The organism is Thiomicrorhabdus xiamenensis, from assembly GCF_013282625.1.
Classification (GTDB): domain Bacteria; phylum Pseudomonadota; class Gammaproteobacteria; order Thiomicrospirales; family Thiomicrospiraceae; genus Thiomicrorhabdus; species Thiomicrorhabdus xiamenensis.
Genome location: NZ_CP054020.1, coordinates 204,629 through 220,110 on the forward strand (window position 1 = coordinate 204,629; position 15,482 = coordinate 220,110).

General features: G+C 50.1%; 17 protein-coding genes. 2 read left to right on the plus strand and 15 right to left on the minus strand.

What is annotated here, in order from left to right:
* Positions 1 to 58: 58 nt before the first annotated feature.
* The 6 genes from HQN79_RS00910 to bioB form a co-directional block, all read right to left on the minus strand.
* Positions 59 to 1,108 carry a zinc-binding metallopeptidase family protein gene (locus HQN79_RS00910; protein WP_173283830.1) on the minus strand — a complete coding sequence of 350 codons (1,050 nt, stop codon included), beginning with the start codon at positions 1,106 to 1,108 and terminating at the stop codon, positions 59 to 61.
* A 6-nt stretch (positions 1,109 to 1,114) separates the two neighbouring features.
* On the minus strand, positions 1,115 to 2,059 hold the full coding sequence (locus tag HQN79_RS00915; protein ID WP_173283831.1) for an alpha-E domain-containing protein: 945 nt from the start codon (positions 2,057 to 2,059) through the stop codon (positions 1,115 to 1,117).
* The gene (locus tag HQN79_RS00920; RefSeq protein ID WP_173283832.1) at positions 2,059 to 3,513 is read right to left on the minus strand and encodes a circularly permuted type 2 ATP-grasp protein; all 1,455 of its coding nucleotides are present in this window, start codon (positions 3,511 to 3,513) and stop codon (positions 2,059 to 2,061) included. Before HQN79_RS00920 ends, HQN79_RS00915 begins: the two co-directional genes overlap by 1 nt.
* A 195-nt stretch (positions 3,514 to 3,708) precedes the next feature.
* Complete coding sequence (locus HQN79_RS00925; protein ID WP_173283833.1) at positions 3,709 to 4,350, minus strand: hypothetical protein; 642 nt, start codon at positions 4,348 to 4,350, stop codon at positions 3,709 to 3,711.
* Between the two features lie 73 nt (positions 4,351 to 4,423).
* Positions 4,424 to 5,626: an 8-amino-7-oxononanoate synthase gene (gene bioF, locus HQN79_RS00930; RefSeq protein ID WP_173283834.1), complete on the minus strand. Its 1,203-nt coding sequence runs from the start codon at positions 5,624 to 5,626 to the stop codon at positions 4,424 to 4,426.
* A gap of 7 nt (positions 5,627 to 5,633) precedes the next feature.
* Entirely contained in the window at positions 5,634 to 6,647 is a 1,014-nt protein-coding gene (gene bioB / locus HQN79_RS00935; RefSeq protein ID WP_173283835.1) for a biotin synthase BioB, read from the minus strand.
* Positions 6,648 to 6,741: 94 nt separating this feature from the next.
* Here bioB and HQN79_RS00940 point away from each other — a divergent pair, with 94 nt between their 5' ends.
* Positions 6,742 to 7,431: a ComF family protein gene (locus tag HQN79_RS00940; RefSeq protein WP_173283836.1), complete on the plus strand. Its 690-nt coding sequence runs from the start codon at positions 6,742 to 6,744 to the stop codon at positions 7,429 to 7,431.
* Positions 7,432 to 7,457: 26 nt separating this feature from the next.
* A complete protein-coding gene (locus HQN79_RS00945; protein ID WP_173283837.1) occupies positions 7,458 to 8,387 on the plus strand; it encodes a cation diffusion facilitator family transporter in 930 nt (309 codons plus the stop codon).
* Here HQN79_RS00945 and HQN79_RS00950 read toward each other — a convergent pair.
* The 9 genes from HQN79_RS00950 to hisA form a co-directional block, all read right to left on the minus strand.
* Positions 8,384 to 9,067, minus strand: a complete 684-nt coding sequence (locus HQN79_RS00950) for a zinc metallopeptidase (protein ID WP_173283838.1) — start codon at positions 9,065 to 9,067, stop codon at positions 8,384 to 8,386. The two genes, HQN79_RS00945 and HQN79_RS00950, sit on opposite strands and share 4 nt — an antisense overlap.
* Before the next feature lie 62 nt (positions 9,068 to 9,129).
* Positions 9,130 to 10,941 (minus strand): thioredoxin domain-containing protein, encoded by a 1,812-nt coding sequence (locus HQN79_RS00955; protein ID WP_173283839.1) that lies wholly within the window; start codon positions 10,939 to 10,941, stop codon positions 9,130 to 9,132.
* Complete coding sequence (gene tatC / locus HQN79_RS00960) at positions 10,880 to 12,028, minus strand: twin-arginine translocase subunit TatC (protein WP_173283840.1); 1,149 nt, start codon at positions 12,026 to 12,028, stop codon at positions 10,880 to 10,882. The genes HQN79_RS00955 and tatC overlap by 62 nt, the downstream gene beginning before the upstream one ends.
* Positions 12,029 to 12,036: 8 nt before the next feature.
* The gene (gene tatB / locus HQN79_RS00965; protein WP_173283841.1) at positions 12,037 to 12,603 is read right to left on the minus strand and encodes a Sec-independent protein translocase protein TatB; all 567 of its coding nucleotides are present in this window, start codon (positions 12,601 to 12,603) and stop codon (positions 12,037 to 12,039) included.
* Between the two features lie 72 nt (positions 12,604 to 12,675).
* Positions 12,676 to 12,927, minus strand: a complete 252-nt coding sequence (gene tatA / locus HQN79_RS00970; protein WP_173283842.1) for a Sec-independent protein translocase subunit TatA — start codon at positions 12,925 to 12,927, stop codon at positions 12,676 to 12,678.
* Between the two features lie 195 nt (positions 12,928 to 13,122).
* Positions 13,123 to 13,443 (minus strand): histidine triad nucleotide-binding protein, encoded by a 321-nt coding sequence (locus HQN79_RS00975; RefSeq protein WP_173283843.1) that lies wholly within the window; start codon positions 13,441 to 13,443, stop codon positions 13,123 to 13,125.
* Between the two features lie 45 nt (positions 13,444 to 13,488).
* The gene (locus HQN79_RS00980; protein WP_173283844.1) at positions 13,489 to 13,833 is read right to left on the minus strand and encodes a phosphoribosyl-ATP diphosphatase; all 345 of its coding nucleotides are present in this window, start codon (positions 13,831 to 13,833) and stop codon (positions 13,489 to 13,491) included.
* A 93-nt stretch (positions 13,834 to 13,926) separates the two neighbouring features.
* Complete coding sequence (gene hisF, locus HQN79_RS00985; protein WP_173283845.1) at positions 13,927 to 14,700, minus strand: imidazole glycerol phosphate synthase subunit HisF; 774 nt, start codon at positions 14,698 to 14,700, stop codon at positions 13,927 to 13,929.
* Between the two features lie 11 nt (positions 14,701 to 14,711).
* Positions 14,712 to 15,452, minus strand: coding sequence for a 1-(5-phosphoribosyl)-5-[(5-phosphoribosylamino)methylideneamino]imidazole-4-carboxamide isomerase (hisA, locus tag HQN79_RS00990; RefSeq protein ID WP_173283846.1), 741 nt, complete (start codon positions 15,450 to 15,452; stop codon positions 14,712 to 14,714).
* Between the last annotated feature and the right edge of the window lie 30 nt (positions 15,453 to 15,482).

A 15,482-nucleotide genomic window follows, 5' to 3' on the forward strand; every position in this document is an offset into this window, starting at 1 on the left:
GTCGTTATAAAATTTATTTTCCAGTCACCGTAGCGACAAAGCATTTACTTGTCCAGTTTTATTCTGGAGGTGTTTTGATCGATGCCACATAGGCGGCAATGGTTTCGTCTATAAAGCGCAGCTTGCCTTGCACGATGTCCGAGACCTTAAATGGATAGGGGTCGGAGACCCCCATGCTTCGATTGAGTGCGTTCATTACCTGCGTCACTCTATGCCATTCCGAGAACCAGTGATCGAAGTTATGTTCCTGAGGATCGTAAACGCTTAGTCCGTAACTCTGAGCCGTCTGCAAAGTATCGACTATATGCAGATAATGGGCCCAGGTCTCAGCCCAGTCCTCATGCGGATGGCTGCTGGCATAGGGAGTGATGTAACGGCCGCGCCAATGGTTTTGTTTACCTTGCTGGTAATAGCGTTCCAGAGCTTCATTGTAATCTTCACGTTCATCGCCGAAGACTTCGCGGAATTTTGCCTTCTGATCGTCGGTTGCAAACAGTTTACCCCAGAAGTAGTGGCCGATTTCATGACGGAAGTGGCCCAGCAGGGTTCGGTAGCGTTCCTGCATCTGCTCTTTCATGGTGTGCAGGAAGCCTTCGTCGGCCTCGGCTGCATTGAGCGTGATCAGTCCGTCAGAATGCCCGGTCAAAACATGTTCGAGGTCGATATTCGGGTTACTGCGCTTATCTTCGAGAAAATCGAATTGCAGATTTGCGATCTGTTCCGGACGACGTGCATTGATCAGCCTGAGGGCGATAAGGGTCTGAAACAGCTGACGCTTGCAGCGTTCCAGACGAAACCAGCGGTTGAGGTTTTTCTCATGGCTCAGATCGGGAATCGTGCGGGTTGTTCGGCAGGCAATGCATTGGCAGTTGCTGTCGGTATTCGACAGCAGCCAGTTACAGCCGACATCGGCGGAGCGATGTTCGCAGACCGAGAAGTCAAGCGATTGCTTTTTATCGCCGGTATGCGCGATAAAGCGGTTTTGGACAAGTTCGCCGCTCCACATGGTTCCTATCTGAGGATCATAGGCAAGATCGCGCCCACAGCTTTTGCAGACGTGATCGTAAAAGAACACTTCCTCTCCGCATACGCAATAGAATCGTTTCATACGGGGTCAGGCGACTTGTTTGGGATTGAACCAGGTGCTGTATAGAAGTCGGTTGATTTGCGACAGCTCTTTTTGTATCCAGTCAAGGTGATTATGGAGTTCATTGCTTCCTATGATTAATTTCTGTTCGGCGCTGATTTTCTGTTGCAGGGATTTTAGCGCATTCTGCATCGGTTCTGGGTTTGGAAGTTTGCGCATAAACCAGCACATTTCGTTAAGACAGTAACTAATGGAACGGGCAAACTCTTCGTCCTGAGTCAGGAACTGCAATACTTCCTGACCGGATATTTCGGTTTGATACTGCTGGCGGTACATAAAATAGGCATTGATCGAGCGCAGCAGATTCGCCCACAGTATGGCATCAAAATAAGACTCATCATCCTTTTCAAAGTGTTCCTGGGCAACAAAAAGTCCTCCCTCATCGATCAATCGGGTTGTCATATCGGCACGTTCGATGAGCATTCCGAGTTTCAGAAAGCGATAGGTTTCGTTATGACTCATGGTGCCTTCAAGCATGCCGGTATATGCCTGACAGGCACGAATGATTTTCGACAGCAGTTCGTTGCGTTTGGTGCGGGTGGCGAAATCCTCCTGATGGTTTTTAACCATGACGTACAGCTCATTGATGTGAATCCAGGCTTCGCGCGGCAGAATATCGCGGGTGGTACGGATATTTTCTCTGGCCCACCAGAGCGATGAGATCAGCGATGCCGGGTTGTTACGATCGCTCAGGAGCATCTTCATGCAATTCTGTTCGCTACGGCTGTCGTAATGCAGGGCAAAATAATCTTCATTGCTGGTGATCTGAACCAGGCCATACCAGCTGAGCTTAACCGACTTGGGTAGATCAAGCATCAGTTGTGAGTGAACTTTGGCCAGACGAGCGGTGTTTTCGACACGTTCGATATATCGGGCCAGCCAGTATACGCGTTCGGCGACTTTTGAAAGCATTAGTTTTCCTCCTCTGTCACGACGATCCAGGTGTCTTTGGAACCGCCTCCCTGAGATGAATTGACCACCAGAGATCCTTTTTTCAATGCGACTCGTGTCAGGCCGCCGGCCGTCACATACGTTTTTTCGCCCAGCAGAATAAACGGTCGCAGATCGACATGTCGCGGCTCGAGGCTTTGGTCGCATACGGTTGGTACGGTGGAGATATTCAACGTCGGTTGGGCGATATAGTTTCTCGGGTTTTCCCGAATCAGTTGGCGGAAAGTCTCGATCTCTTCCATGCTGGCTTTAGGGCCAATCAGCAGGCCGTAACCGCCCGATTCGTTGGCCGGTTTGACAACTAATTTATCCAGGTGCTCGAGAACATAGTTGCGTTCCTCTTCCCGGCTGCAAAGGTAGGTGGGAACATTTTCAATCAGAGGCTCTTCGTTGAGGTAAAAGCGAATCATGTCCGGTACATAGGCATAGACTACCTTATCGTCAGCGACGCCGCAGCCAGGTGCATTGGCAATCGCGACCTTGCCGGCTTTCCATGCGCGCATCAGGCCGGGAACGCCCAGAGAGGAGTCTTCGCGAAAAACTTCCGGATCCAGAAAAGCGTCATCGATACGGCGGTAAATGACATCGACACGCTTAAGACCCTCGATATTGCGCATATACACGCAATTATCTTCAAGAACCACCAGGTCTGAGCCTTCGACCAGTTCGGCACCCATTTCATGCGCCAGATAGGCGTGTTCGTAGTAGGCTGAATTGAAGATTCCCGGCGTAAGCACGACCACTTCCGGATTATCGGTTTTGTAAGGGCATAGGGAACGCAGCATCGACAGCAGTTGCATCGGGTATTGATCGACCGGAAGAATATTCATATCGTTGAAAACTTCGGGCATGACCTGTTTCATCACTGCGCGGTTTTCAAGCATATAAGAGACTCCGGACGGAACGCGTAGATTGTCTTCCAGAACGTAGATTTTGCCGGTGACATCTCGCACCAGATCGGACCCGCAGATGGATGCCCAGGAATTGTGTTTCAGTTTCATTCCGCAACATTCCGGTCGAAAGTCTTTTGAAGAGGTGATGATTTCTTCGGGCATAATACCGGCCTGGAAGATCTGACGTTCGTTATAGACGTCTTCGATAAAACGGTTCAGCGCTTTCAGGCGCTGTTTAAGGCCGTCGCTGATCTGTTTCCATTCTTGGCTGCACAAGGTTCTTGGAAACACGTCGAAAGGCCACAGGCGGTCGATATTCCCTTTATCGCTGTATACGGTAAAGGAGATGCCCATATTGGCGATTGCGACTTCAGCGCTGCTCTGCATCTCTTGAAGCGAGTTGAAAGGCGTATTTTCGAATTGTTTGAGTAGCGGTTTGGCTGCTGTACGGGGCGTGTTGTTTTCAGCCACAGCTTCATCAAAGTAATCGCCGGCCGGGTAGTCTTTGAGGTATTCGAGCATAATCAGAGCCTCATCTATGGTTTTTTATACAGGTTTAAACCAATAGATGTGCAAATAACAAAAAACACTTATAAAACAGTGTCTTATGTTTATTTTAAGCAGTTTTTTATAAGCGTCTTGTCGCTGCTTTGAGATTTGCGCCCTGAAAAGGTGCTGTTTTGTGGTTGCCTTGGTGCATTTTTCTGTAAAGAGCCATCACAGAGCCTCTTGCAACTTTTGAATGCAGGTTTGGCGCATTTTCTGCAGGCTGTTCTGCAACCGTTGTGCGTCGTTTCGAGTCCAATCTTCGACGGAGAAGAATTTGCCGTTTTCTGCCTTGAACTGGCAGACGTTCTGCCACAAGGTACTGCTCATTGATAGAGTCGCGTTTCCATCCAGAAACTGACTCAGAGGCAGAACTTTGGCCGATAGAGTGTAGGTAATGCGGAAATGATCAAGCTTAAGCGGAAAGCGTGAATAGTTCGCTTGCGCCCGCAGGTCAACAAACCAAACCAGTGTTTCCGGTGCAAACTCTTTTTCTCTCAATATCGACCAGTCTTTTTTGCGGATCACGGTGCCATCTTCGAGTGCCGGAACTTCCTGCTTTATTGCGTCGATGGTGCGCAGGTTTTCTTGTTCAGTGTGGTAAGCCTGTCGAAGTTTTAATGTAGCTGGATCCATTTTAAAGTCGGATAACTGAGTATCCAGGTTGATCGGTTGTGCATAGTAAACAATCAAGTGATCCGAGTCGCTCAGGAAATCGTCCAGCTGTGCTTGGCGACTTGGATTATTACTGCAGGAACTGACGAGTAAACTGCCGATAAGCAGTATCAGGGGGATGACTGTTTGGGAACGCATGCTGCACCTGTCTGGCTGTTTTAGAATTGATTTTATATAAAAAAAACCATTTAGCCTACAGCCGTTAAGGGAATTAAACTTTTGCAGAGGACTCTTGACGATGGATTTCATCCAATGCTTGAAGAAGGGCATCAACCTCTTCGACAGTATGTGAGGCACTGAAAGTAATCCGCAGACGAGCCTGGTTTTGCGGGACCGTCGGCGGACGAATGGCCGCGACCCAGAAGCCTTTTTGCTTTAATTCTTCCGACCATCTCATAGCTGTTTCACTGGCACCGAGCATGACTGGCTGAATCGCTGTCGGCGACGACCACAGTTTCAGGCCGATTTGCTGTGCACCTTGACGGAACTGTTGAATCAACTCTTGCAGGTGGCGACGCTCTTTGTCGGCGCTCTTGACCAGTCGCAATGCCTGACGTACCGCAACGGCGTTAAGCTGAGGGCTGGCCGTCGTGTAAATGTACGGGCGTGCGAACTGAATCAGTGCTTCAATGGCGGTTTCGCTACCGGCGACAAAGGCGCCGCTACAGCCGAACGCTTTACCCAGAGTACCTATCTGCAGAGTGTTGCAATCGGTCTCGAGATTAAAATGGTTAAGTGTTCCTTTGCCTTCCTGGCCAAGAGCGCCAAAACCGTGGGCATCGTCGATAATCAGCCATGCGTGATATTTTCGAGCCAGTTCCTGAATCTCCGGCAGCGGTGCCAGATCGCCATCCATGCTGAAAACCCCGTCGGTGACAATTACGGCTTGCTGCTCTTTGGCCTGTGCTTGTTGTAGGCGTTTTTCCAATGCAGTCATGTCGCCATGCGGGTAACGCTTGAATTCGGCCTCCGAATGCAGGGCGCCGTCGACCAGTGAGGCGTGATTGAGTTTGTCGCCAAGGATCACATCGCCTTTTTGAGCGAAAGTCTCCAGCACAGCCAGATTAGCCATAAAACCGGTCGAGAACAGCAGGACGCGTTCGACGCCAAGCCAGTCGGCTAGCTCGTCTTCCAGAAGATGGTGTTCAAGATGGTGCCCTGTGACCAGATGCGCGGCCCCGGAACCGTAGCTGATGTCGTCGTTCTGCAGAGCGGCGATCAGGCGTTGCTTGATTTGCGGGTGATTGGCCAGTCCAAGATAATCGTTGGAGCAGAAGTTGATGCAACAAAGACCGTTGATTTGCATCTGCGGTTGTTGCGGGCCGAAGGCGAGGGGTCTTTGGCGATAGAGGTGTTCGCTACGGCGTGTTTTCAGTCTGTCGGAAAAACGCTGTTGAATTGTTTCTATCGCCATGGCGGAATCAGGCGGATTTTTCGTCGGATTTGATTGCCGAGCGATCAGCCTGCATATTGATACCGAGTTTGGCAAACAGAACCGTGTCGTGATCCGATTCAGGGTTGTCGGTGGTCAATAGCTTGTCACCGTAGAAAATCGAATTGGCTCCACCAAGGAAACACAAAGCCTGTGCTTCGTCGGTCAGTTCCATTCGTCCAGCAGACAGGCGCACGTAAGAGTGTGGCATCAGAATACGTGCTGTCGCGATGACGCGGATAAATTCGAAAGAATCGGTTTTGCCGCGCATATGCTCCAGAGGCGTGCCTTCAACCGGAACCAGCAGATTGATCGGTACCGAACTCGGGTGATGGTGCATATTGGCAAAGGTTCTCAACAGCTCGGCCCGGTCTTTATGGGCTTCGCCCATGCCGATAATCCCGCCGGAACACACATTGATCCCCGCTTTTTGCACCTTGTCGATGGTGTCCAGACGATCCTGGAAAGTACGGGTGGTAATGACCTTCGGATAGTAGGCTTCGGAGGTGTCCAGATTGTGGTTGTAGTAGTCCAGACCGGCGTCCTTGAGCTGCTGAACCTGATCTTCGTCGAGCATTCCAAGCGTCAGGCAAGTCTCCATGCCCAGCCCCTTGACCATTTTGACCATGTCGAGAACGATCGGGAAATCTTTCTTGTTCGGATTACGCCAAGCGGCACCCATACATAGACGGGTTGCGCCTTTTTCTTTGGCTGCCAGCGCTTTGTCGACGACTTCCTGAACGGCCATCATTTTCTCTTTTTCAAGACCGGTGTCGTAACGGGAGCTTTGCGAGCAGTAAGAACAGTCTTCGGCACAGCCGCCGGATTTAATGTTGACCAGTGTGCTGGTTTGCACCTCATTCGCGTTGAAGTTGGCGCGATGAACAGTCTGGGCCTGAAACATCAGATCGTTGAAAGGCTGATCCATAATGGCTCGAATCTCTTCCAGCGTCCAATCGTGACGAACCTGACCGATTTTTTGTTCCAGAGCGGCGTCTAACATAATCCAAATTCCGTGCTTATAACTGTTTAAATATTCGATAGTCGGAGTATTATAGCTTAATAATATGTAAGCAGTATTGAGTCTTGATACAGATATGCACTGGTTAGAAGCCTGGCTGATCCCGCCGAGATCGGTTCTGAGCAACGCCGTGGGAGACGGCTTGGATTTATCCGCAGAGGAACGCAGCCGGCTTCCCAGAGTCCATTCGATCTGTCCCGTTTGTGCCGGAATTTCTGCTGACGGCCAGATTTGCGGACAATGCCTGCGGTCACCTCCGGCATTTGATCTAACGCAAGTTGCCTTCTTTTATCGTCCACCTATCGTCGAATTGATCCATGATTTGAAATATCATCGGCAGACGGCAAATGCCCGTCTGCTTGCCGAGCTGTACCTTGAAGAGATCGAGGCGAAATTATTGAACTCGCGTATCGAAGCGATTGTACCGGTACCGGTTCACCCTCTGCGGCGCCGTGAAAGAGGCTATAATCAGGCGGAGCTTTTGGCTCGTATCGTGGCCGGGCGTTTGGGTTTGCCAGTTGTTCGCAATGCGGTGCGCAGAGTCAAAAACACGCCGTCGCAGACGCATCTTGATGTTGTTGAACGCAAGCGTAATCTGCGCCGGGCATTTGAAGTGGATACGCAGAAATTAAACGGCCTGAAGCGCTTGGCCATAATGGACGATGTGATGACCACAGGGGCCACTATTCAATCTTTGGCTGAGCAACTTAAACAGCAGAGTGACGCCGAGTTTATTGCGGCTTGGGTCATTGCAAAAACCGAATAATCATAATTTCAGGCTGGGAGTAGTCAATGCACAGTCACCATCATTCCGTCGGTAGCAAGTCTTTTGGCGGGCAGCACAACCATGTTGCAGAGCACAGCGGCCATAGCCAGAAAAAAATCATGATTGCGGCGATTATTACCGCCAGTTATATGCTGGTGGAGATTATCGGCGGTTTATGGGTCAATTCCATTGCTCTGGTCGCTGATGGGGTACACATGCTTACCGATGCCATGGCGTTGGCCATTGCCTGGTGGGGTTTTCACATCGCGCGACGTCCAGCCAATGAGCGCATGACCTTTGGCTATCAGCGTTTTCAGATTCTGACCGCTTTCGTCAACGGTTTTACATTGCTGTTGATTGTCGGCGGGATCATTTTCATGGCGATTGAACGCTTTATTCAGCCGCAGGAGATTATGGGCAAAGAAATGTTCGTGATCGCGGTAATCGGGTTGCTGAATAATCTACTGGTGTTCTGGATTCTGCATTCCGGGGATCAGCATAATATGAATATGCGTGGGGCGACGCTGCACTTTCTGGGCGATACTCTGGGATCGGTTGCGGTCATTCTGGGGGCGATTCTGATCTACTACACCGGCTGGACGCCGATCGATCCGATTCTCTCCATTTTAATGGCGACCATTATCGGTGTCGGCGCTTATCGACTGACGCGCGAGTCTGCGCATATTCTGCTTGAGGGCGTTCCCGCCGGCTATGAGATTGCCGCAATCAAGCAAGACCTCGAAGCGCGTTTTGATTACCTCAGAGAGGTGTATCACATTCATATCTGGGCGATTGCCGAGGATCAGGTGATGATGACCCTGCATGCCCGAACCGACATGTCGCATATCAATGAACAGACGTTGGCTGACATCAAAGACTACCTGCACCACGAACATAAAATTCATCATGTAACGGTACAGCTGGAAAACGGTGTTTCTGCCGAAGCGAAGGATTAACGTTTCAGCGCCTTGAGCCACTTCCACAGGTTGAAAAGGCTGGAAAGCGAGGCGGCGACATAAGTCATAGCGCAGGCAAAAAGAATTTTCTTGGCGCTTCTGTGATCTTTCTTGCCCAGATATTGCCCTTCCTTCAACAACGGCAGGGCGCGGGCAAAACTGGCGTCAAACTCTACCGGCAAAGTACTCAGATGGATAATGACCGGAACCCCCATGGCGATAAAGCCGGCACCGAAAGTAATCAATCCGACCATCGGCGTATGCATTAACGGAATCAGAACCGGTGTCGCCATCAGTGCAAAACCGGCAAATTTCTGCATGATCGCGGCCCTCTCCACCAGGGCCGTTCTTTGTTTTAGCGGCTGATAATCGTCACGGTCTTGCAGGGCGTGACCGATTTCATGGGCGACGGTGGTAATCGCGGTCAAGGAGTTGGAGTGTGCGTTGGCGGAAGAGATGCGCACTGTTTTAGCGATCGGATCATAGTGATCGCCCTGGTCGGTTTCTTCAATCTGAATGTCCAGATGAAACTTGTCCCGCAAGTGTTCGGCAAATTGCAGGCCCGTACCGGGGATGTCCGGGTGCGGTGTACGATGCTTGTTGAGAATGTATTTGGTCCAGATATTCGGCAGAGTGGTAATGGCAAACAGCAGAATAAAAGCGATAATCAAAAAGCCCATTGCTTCCTCTAACAGCGTTCTCTTGCGTTAATTCAAGCCCATTGTAAAAGAAAACAGGGCTCTTAGCGGTATTTATCCAAAAGCAGGTAAGAGGCGTAGTGCATGGGGTTCTGATAAAAGTCCGTGCGGTCGATTTTTATGTCGATAAAGTCACAGCCCAGTTTGACGCTCCCGCCCGGAATCGCGTCATCCTTAAACACATAATATGATTGCGGATAGAGGCGGAGTTGGTGTGAAGGCTCCCAGCCGTCACTGGTTTTAAATTTCTTCACTTGCCTTTCTAGATTGGAAAGGCCGAGGTCCATCCGTTGCCGTTTTTTCCAAGCCTTCAGCGCATCCCATAGAAAGCTCAAATCGGAAAGCGTAGCCTCGCCTTCAAGTCCCTGTGACGTCTCAGGGTCGGTCAAAGCACGTGGTATCTGTTGTCGTCGGCTTAAAGCCAATAACTCGGTTGCTAATTCCTGTGCATACTCGGGTGATTTTGCCAGATGGGGCGTAGCGTCAAGATTGGTTTGTTGTGAACGCCATATTTCGGCCGTCAGCAGTGCTTTTAAAAGCAAGGCGTTCCAGCCGGTTATGGCTTTGCTGTCAATCGGCATGTCAGGTTTGGGGCGTTTCTGTAGCAGTCGGTTTCTGATGGCCTCCCAGTTGTGGGAGGTTGGCTTAATCAGATAACCGGATGCAAAGGGCTCCGGAAATGCAAACCATTCCGTTTGCACCTGTCGCAAAGCGTTTTCGGGAAGAATTGCGGCAAGCTGTCTTTTGCTGAAGAGGTATCCACCGCCTTCGTGCCCTTTGGAGTCGATTGCCGACTGGCTGCCAAGGTAGAGTTTGAGCCGCGGCGAATACAGCGTTTCGCGTAGATAGCGCAGGGTCGCTTCAGCCGTGGCGGCAAATCCGTGATTTGGCCAGCGTAAATCCGCAAGCAGGTAGAGTTGCAGCAGTTGAGCATTGTCGTACAGCATCTTTTCAAAATGCGGTATTTGCCATTCCGGATCGATTGTATAGCGGAAAAACCCGCCGTACAGGTGGTCGAAAAGGTGTTCGCCAGCCATTTTCTGTAAGCTCAAAAGGAGCCAGTCTTCGATTGGTTCAGGAAGTGATTTCTCTTGGATAAGTGCCAGCAGCAAGGGGCTTTTAGGGAATTTATTGCTACCGTTTAAGCCTCCGCTGAATTCGTCCATACGTTCGCGAAGCTGTTGATAAAGTGCCTTCTGGAATCGAAGCGGATTCCACTCTGTAACAGTTTGATTTCTATCGGGAATGGCGGATTTTGCCAGTTTATGGATTTTATCCGGATATTCTTTCCACAACTTATCCACAGTCGTGAGTAACTTTTGCAGTTTTGCATTCGGCAGATAGGTAAAGGCGGTAATGGGAAGGCCGTCGGGCGTAAGAATCAGATGTTGCGGCCAGCCCGCCGAGCCGTGGTATTTTCTGGCAAACTCAAGCATCTGGCTATCGAGCTGCGGATTCAGTTCCCGATCTACCTTAATGCTGATGAATCTGTCGTTCAGCAGTTGAGCACTAGACGGGTTTTGATAAACCTCTTGTTGCATGACATGACACCAGTGGCAGGAGAAATAACCGCTGGAGAGCAGGATGAGTTTATTGTTGCGCTGGGCAAGTTGCAGGGCGTTTTTCTGCCACAGCATCCAGTTTACTGGATCATTGGCGTGCATGGCCAGATAGAGGCTGGGGTGCTGTGCAAGCGGAGAAGCGGCTTGTTGAGCCGGGCAAGGCGGCAAAAATAGCAGAGCGCTAAATGCAAAAACGCCCGCAGTGATGGAGCGGGCGTTCTTGAATGGCGACTTAAGGCTTTTTACTATCCGTTGTATCCGACGGTTCGTTTTTCGACTGATCGCCTGTCTCACTTGCTGACTCCTGCGGCTCTTTGTCCTGAGCATCTGGTTTCGGCGAGTTTGCGTTTTCCGGTTTATCGGAATCCTGTTTTTTCTTGGTACGCTCATCATACTCGCGTTCCAACTTCTGCATTTCGGAGTCGATGCGATCGAACTCGTCATCCCAGTCGAGATCATCATCAACCTGATCGGCATAGCGGTCATCGAACTCAATTTCCGGCTCGTCAGATGCTTTCTTTGCCGTTGCAGTGTTCACGGAATTGGAGCTCTGTTCCGAAGCTGATTTTTTCGCCTGGGCGGCATTATAGTCGTCTTCGTTGTGGTAGAACTCCTCGTCTTCCTCTTCTTCGCTATTTTGCACACGTTTCTTAACGACATAAGCACCGACCAGCAAGCCGAGTTCGAAAAGAAGCCACATAGGAACGGCCAGAAGTGTTTGCGAAATGATGTCCGGTGGCGTCAGAAGCATGCCGATAACGAATGCGCCGACAATAATGTACGGTCTGGCGTGACTGAGTTTGTCCGCTCTGACCATACCGGTCAATATCAACAGAACCGTTACGACCGGAACTTCAAAAGCCATTCCGAAGGCGAAGAACATCTTGATGACAAAATCCAGGTAGGCTGCGATGTCTGTTGCTACGGTGACCCCTTCAGGTGCCGTGGTCGATAAGAAGCCAAATACCAGCGGGAAAACAACATAGAAAGCGAAGGCGCCGCCGGCATAGAACAGGAATGAGCTGAAAAACAGAATCGGTGCAACCAACTGCTTTTCATGGCTGTAAAGTGCCGGTGCAATAAAGCGCCATAGCTGGTAAAGCAGGAAGGGCATCGCCAGATAGATTGCCAGGACGAAGCTTAACTTGAACGGCGTCAGGAAAGGTGAGGCAACCGCTGTCGCGATCATGCTGGTATCTTGCGGTAGATAGCGCGTCAGCGGATCTGCGATGTAGGTATAAATCTCATTCGCAAAAGGAAACAGACACAGGAAAAAGACCAGAATCGCAAGAATACCGCGAGTCAGACTGGTTTTCAGATCCAGCAGATGCTGAACCAGTGTCATCTCTTTATCATTAGGTGGTAGCGCCGATTCGCTCATAGATGTGTTTAACTTTTGCTAGAGTCAGAAGCCACTGGCGTGGTCGTATTTTCACTACTGGCGGTTGAAGTTACCGGTGACGAAGATGCTGGTGCGCTGGAAGTCGGCTTTGCCGCTTCTTTCGCAGCCTGAGGACGGCTTTCGGTGTTCTGTGCGTCGCTGTTTGACTGCGCGGTCACATTGTTATCTTCGCTTTTTGCACCCGGAACTTGTGGCTGTGACGGTGCACGGTTGAAAGAGCTTCCATTGTCGTTACTGCCGCCGAAAGGGCGTTCGAACTCATCCAAATTGAAGTCATCCATTTTGGATTGTTCGATACCGACATTCAGGCTTTCTTGAAGGTCGTTATGCAGACTGTCGAGTTTCTCTTTTTCCGCTTCCAGGTTGACCGACTGTTTAAAGTCGTTAATGGTTTCCTGAACATGATTTTCCTGTTTGACCGATTCGATGAAACGACGGGTCTTGCCCATAAAACTTCCCAGTTTTCGGGCAACTTCAGGCATACGCTCTGGACCGATGACGATCAGAGCGATGATCATAATCATAAGAAGTTCAAGAAAGCCAATATCAAACATGGTTGGTTACACCTAGCCTATTCCACCTGTTGCAAACTGCGTACGGCCAACGATTTCGTTGGCGCCAACAGCTTAAGCTTTGTCTTTTTTGTCTTCAGCTTTCTTTTCTTCGGCTGATACGGTAAAGACGTTTTCACCGTCTTTCTGTTCCAGCTTATCAGCGTCAGCCTTTTCGTCTTTTTTAGCTTCTTCGTCTTTCATAGCGGACTTGAAGCCTTTGATCGCGCCGCCAAGGTCGCTGCCGACGTTGCGAAGACGCTTAGCACCGAATAAAACTAAAACGATGGCAAGGATAATAAGTAGCTGCCAAATGCTGATTCCCATGGTATTAACTCCGGTTGTTATCTGCTTTGCTGTGCTCGGTTCGAATTAAGCACAAGCCCAAAATATCAGTAGCCGCTAATAATATCAAATTCACCAATTTAATTGCACAAAAATAATTTATTGGTGGCAATTGAATGCTTGCAGCTAAGAAACTGTTTTTAAGTGCTTTTTCTTAGTGTGTAACCTATTGTGCGCTTAGTTACCCATTAAGTGTATATGAATATGGAAGACTTCCTGTCCGCCGGAAGCACCGGTATTGATTTGTGTTTTGAATCCGTCCAGCCCTTGCGCATTGGCCAGCTGCGGTAAAAGCAGCATCATGTGTCCCATCAGATCCCGGTCTTCCGGTTTGAGGTCGAACAAGGTATCAATCGGTTTTTTGGGGATAATCAGCAGATGAACCCGTGCTTTGGGGTTAATATCGTGGATCACGATACATTTGTCGTCTTCGTAGACGATATCGGCGGGGATTTCCCGGTCGATGATTTTGCTGAAAATCGATTTTTCCTGATTCATGGAGGGATCCTTCCTGTAAATCTAAACAGTGCCTGAAACTGCCTGTTAGGCGTCTCGGCTCGCTTTTTCGTCGTGGCCGGATAAGCCGAAGCGACGTTGTAATTCTTTCGTAATAGCCTCTGAAGAGATATCTTTATGTGCTAAGAGAACTAGGCTATGAAACCACAAATCGGTTACCTCGTAAATGAGGTGTTCTTTATCTTGTTCGCTCTGACTGTTGTCGTGATCTTTCGCGGCCATAGCGACTTCAAGCGACTCTTCAGCGATCTTTTTGAGGATCTTTTCGGTGCCTTTGGCGTACAGGCTGGCGACATAGGATTTGTCTGCCGCTTCATCCTTGCGCGCCGCAAGCACTTCATCCAATTGCTGTAATATTGTTTTCTGACTCATGGCTGTTCCATTTTGATTGAAGCATTCAGGTTCGGGGGAATGAACGTGCCTGGTTTCGGTGTTCAGAGACGTTCTTTCCTCCAGTAAGGCTGTTTACAAGCGAACTTCAATTCCTTGCGCTTGCATAGCTTCTTTGGCTTCCTGTACGGTGAATTCGCCGAAGTGGAAAATACTGGCTGCCAATACCGCTTCGGCACCGCCTTGTTTAACGCCGTCAACCAAGTGTTGTAGATTGCCGACACCGCCGGATGCGATAACCGGAATTTTGACTCGTGAAGTGATTTCCTGCATCAGTTCCAGATCAAATCCGCTTTTGGTGCCGTCTTTATCCATCGAGGTAACCAGCAGTTCGCCGGCTCCGTAGGCTTCCATGCGCTCGGCCCATTCCAGCGCATCAATTCCGGTCTCTTTGCGGCCGCCGTGGGTGAAGATTTCCCAGCGGTCGGCTTCGCCTTGCAGGCTGACTTTTTTAGCGTCGATAGCCAGAACAATGCACTGTGATCCGAAAGCGTCGCAAGCCTCTTTAACAAACTCGGGGTTGTAGATGGCCGCCGAATTGATTGCCACCTTGTCGGCTCCGGCATTCAGCATAGTGCGGATGTCTTCGATTTTGCGAATGCCTCCGCCCACCGTCAGCGGAATAAAAACCTGGCTGGCAACTTCTTCAACCATATGGACTGTGGTCTCGCGGCCGTGAGCCGTCGCGGTAATGTCAAGGAAGGTGATTTCGTCGGCGCCCTGTTCGTCATAACGCTTGGCAACTTCAACAGGATCTCCGGCGTCGCGAATATCGACAAACTGCACCCCTTTTACGACTCGGCCGTCATCCACGTCCAGGCAGGGAATAATGCGTTTAGCTAAACTCATATCGGTTTGTCCTACTTTGGCGCCAGTTCATCGGATAGAGATTGGCCTTCCTGGAAATTCAAGGAGCCTTCGTAGATGGCGCGCCCGGTAATTGCACCGGTAACGCCGTCCGCTTCGATGGTTGCAAGGTTGCGGATGTCGTCCAGATTGGTAATTCCGCCTGAAGCGATAATTGGAATATTGACCGCTTGCGCCAACGCTTGAGTCGCTTCGATATTGACGCCCTGCATCATGCCGTCGCGGCCGATGTCGGTATAGATAATGGCTTCCACACCGTCGTTTTCGAATTGTTTGGCGAGGGCTTTCACTTCGTAGTCTGTCACTTCGGCCCAGCCGTTGATAGCGACCATGCCGTCTTTGGCGTCCAGTCCGACCATGATGTGGCCCGGGAAGGCTTTACACGCTTCAGCAACAAATTCCGGGTTGTGTACCGCTTTGGTTCCGATGATGCAGTAGCTGACACCTGCTTTAAGATAGGCTTCAATGGTTTCAAGGTCGCGAATACCGCCGCCGATCTGAATCGGCAGATCCGGGTAAGCTTCGCGAACCTGATAAACCGCCGAATCGTTGACCGGTTTGCCGTCAAAAGCGCCGTTCAGGTCGACCATATGCAGGCGGCGTGCGCCTTGTGAAACCCAGCGCTCAGCCATGGCGACAATATCGCCCGAGAATACGGTTGCGTCTTCCATAACACCTTGGCGCAAACGTACGCACTGGCCGTCTTTTAAATCAATTGCAGGAATTAATAACATGCTTTTACCTTAATTCTTTGTCGTTTGGTG

Excerpts from the sequence above, each read along its gene's own strand:
- tatA (WP_173283842.1), bottom strand. The coding sequence starts at position 12,927 with ATGGGAATCAGCATTTGGCAGCTACTTATTATCCTTGCCATCGTTTTA.
- HQN79_RS00920 (WP_173283832.1), bottom strand. The coding sequence starts at position 3,513 with ATGCTCGAATACCTCAAAGACTACCCGGCCGGCGATTACTTTGATGAA.
- HQN79_RS00910 (WP_173283830.1), bottom strand. The coding sequence starts at position 1,108 with ATGAAACGATTCTATTGCGTATGCGGAGAGGAAGTGTTCTTTTACGAT.
- HQN79_RS00980 (WP_173283844.1), bottom strand. The coding sequence starts at position 13,833 with ATGAGTCAGAAAACAATATTACAGCAATTGGATGAAGTGCTTGCGGCG.
- tatC (WP_173283840.1), bottom strand. The coding sequence starts at position 12,028 with ATGAGCGAATCGGCGCTACCACCTAATGATAAAGAGATGACACTGGTT.
- HQN79_RS00925 (WP_173283833.1), bottom strand. The coding sequence starts at position 4,350 with ATGCGTTCCCAAACAGTCATCCCCCTGATACTGCTTATCGGCAGTTTA.
- bioF (WP_173283834.1), bottom strand. The coding sequence starts at position 5,626 with ATGGCGATAGAAACAATTCAACAGCGTTTTTCCGACAGACTGAAAACA.
- HQN79_RS00975 (WP_173283843.1), bottom strand. The coding sequence starts at position 13,443 with ATGAATCAGGAAAAATCGATTTTCAGCAAAATCATCGACCGGGAAATC.
- bioB (WP_173283835.1), bottom strand. The coding sequence starts at position 6,647 with ATGTTAGACGCCGCTCTGGAACAAAAAATCGGTCAGGTTCGTCACGAT.
- HQN79_RS00940 (WP_173283836.1), top strand. The coding sequence starts at position 6,742 with ATGCACTGGTTAGAAGCCTGGCTGATCCCGCCGAGATCGGTTCTGAGC.
- hisA (WP_173283846.1), bottom strand. The coding sequence starts at position 15,452 with ATGTTATTAATTCCTGCAATTGATTTAAAAGACGGCCAGTGCGTACGT.
- HQN79_RS00915 (WP_173283831.1), bottom strand. The coding sequence starts at position 2,059 with ATGCTTTCAAAAGTCGCCGAACGCGTATACTGGCTGGCCCGATATATC.
- HQN79_RS00945 (WP_173283837.1), top strand. The coding sequence starts at position 7,458 with ATGCACAGTCACCATCATTCCGTCGGTAGCAAGTCTTTTGGCGGGCAG.
- hisF (WP_173283845.1), bottom strand. The coding sequence starts at position 14,700 with ATGAGTTTAGCTAAACGCATTATTCCCTGCCTGGACGTGGATGACGGC.
- HQN79_RS00950 (WP_173283838.1), bottom strand. The coding sequence starts at position 9,067 with ATGGGCTTTTTGATTATCGCTTTTATTCTGCTGTTTGCCATTACCACT.
- tatB (WP_173283841.1), bottom strand. The coding sequence starts at position 12,603 with ATGTTTGATATTGGCTTTCTTGAACTTCTTATGATTATGATCATCGCT.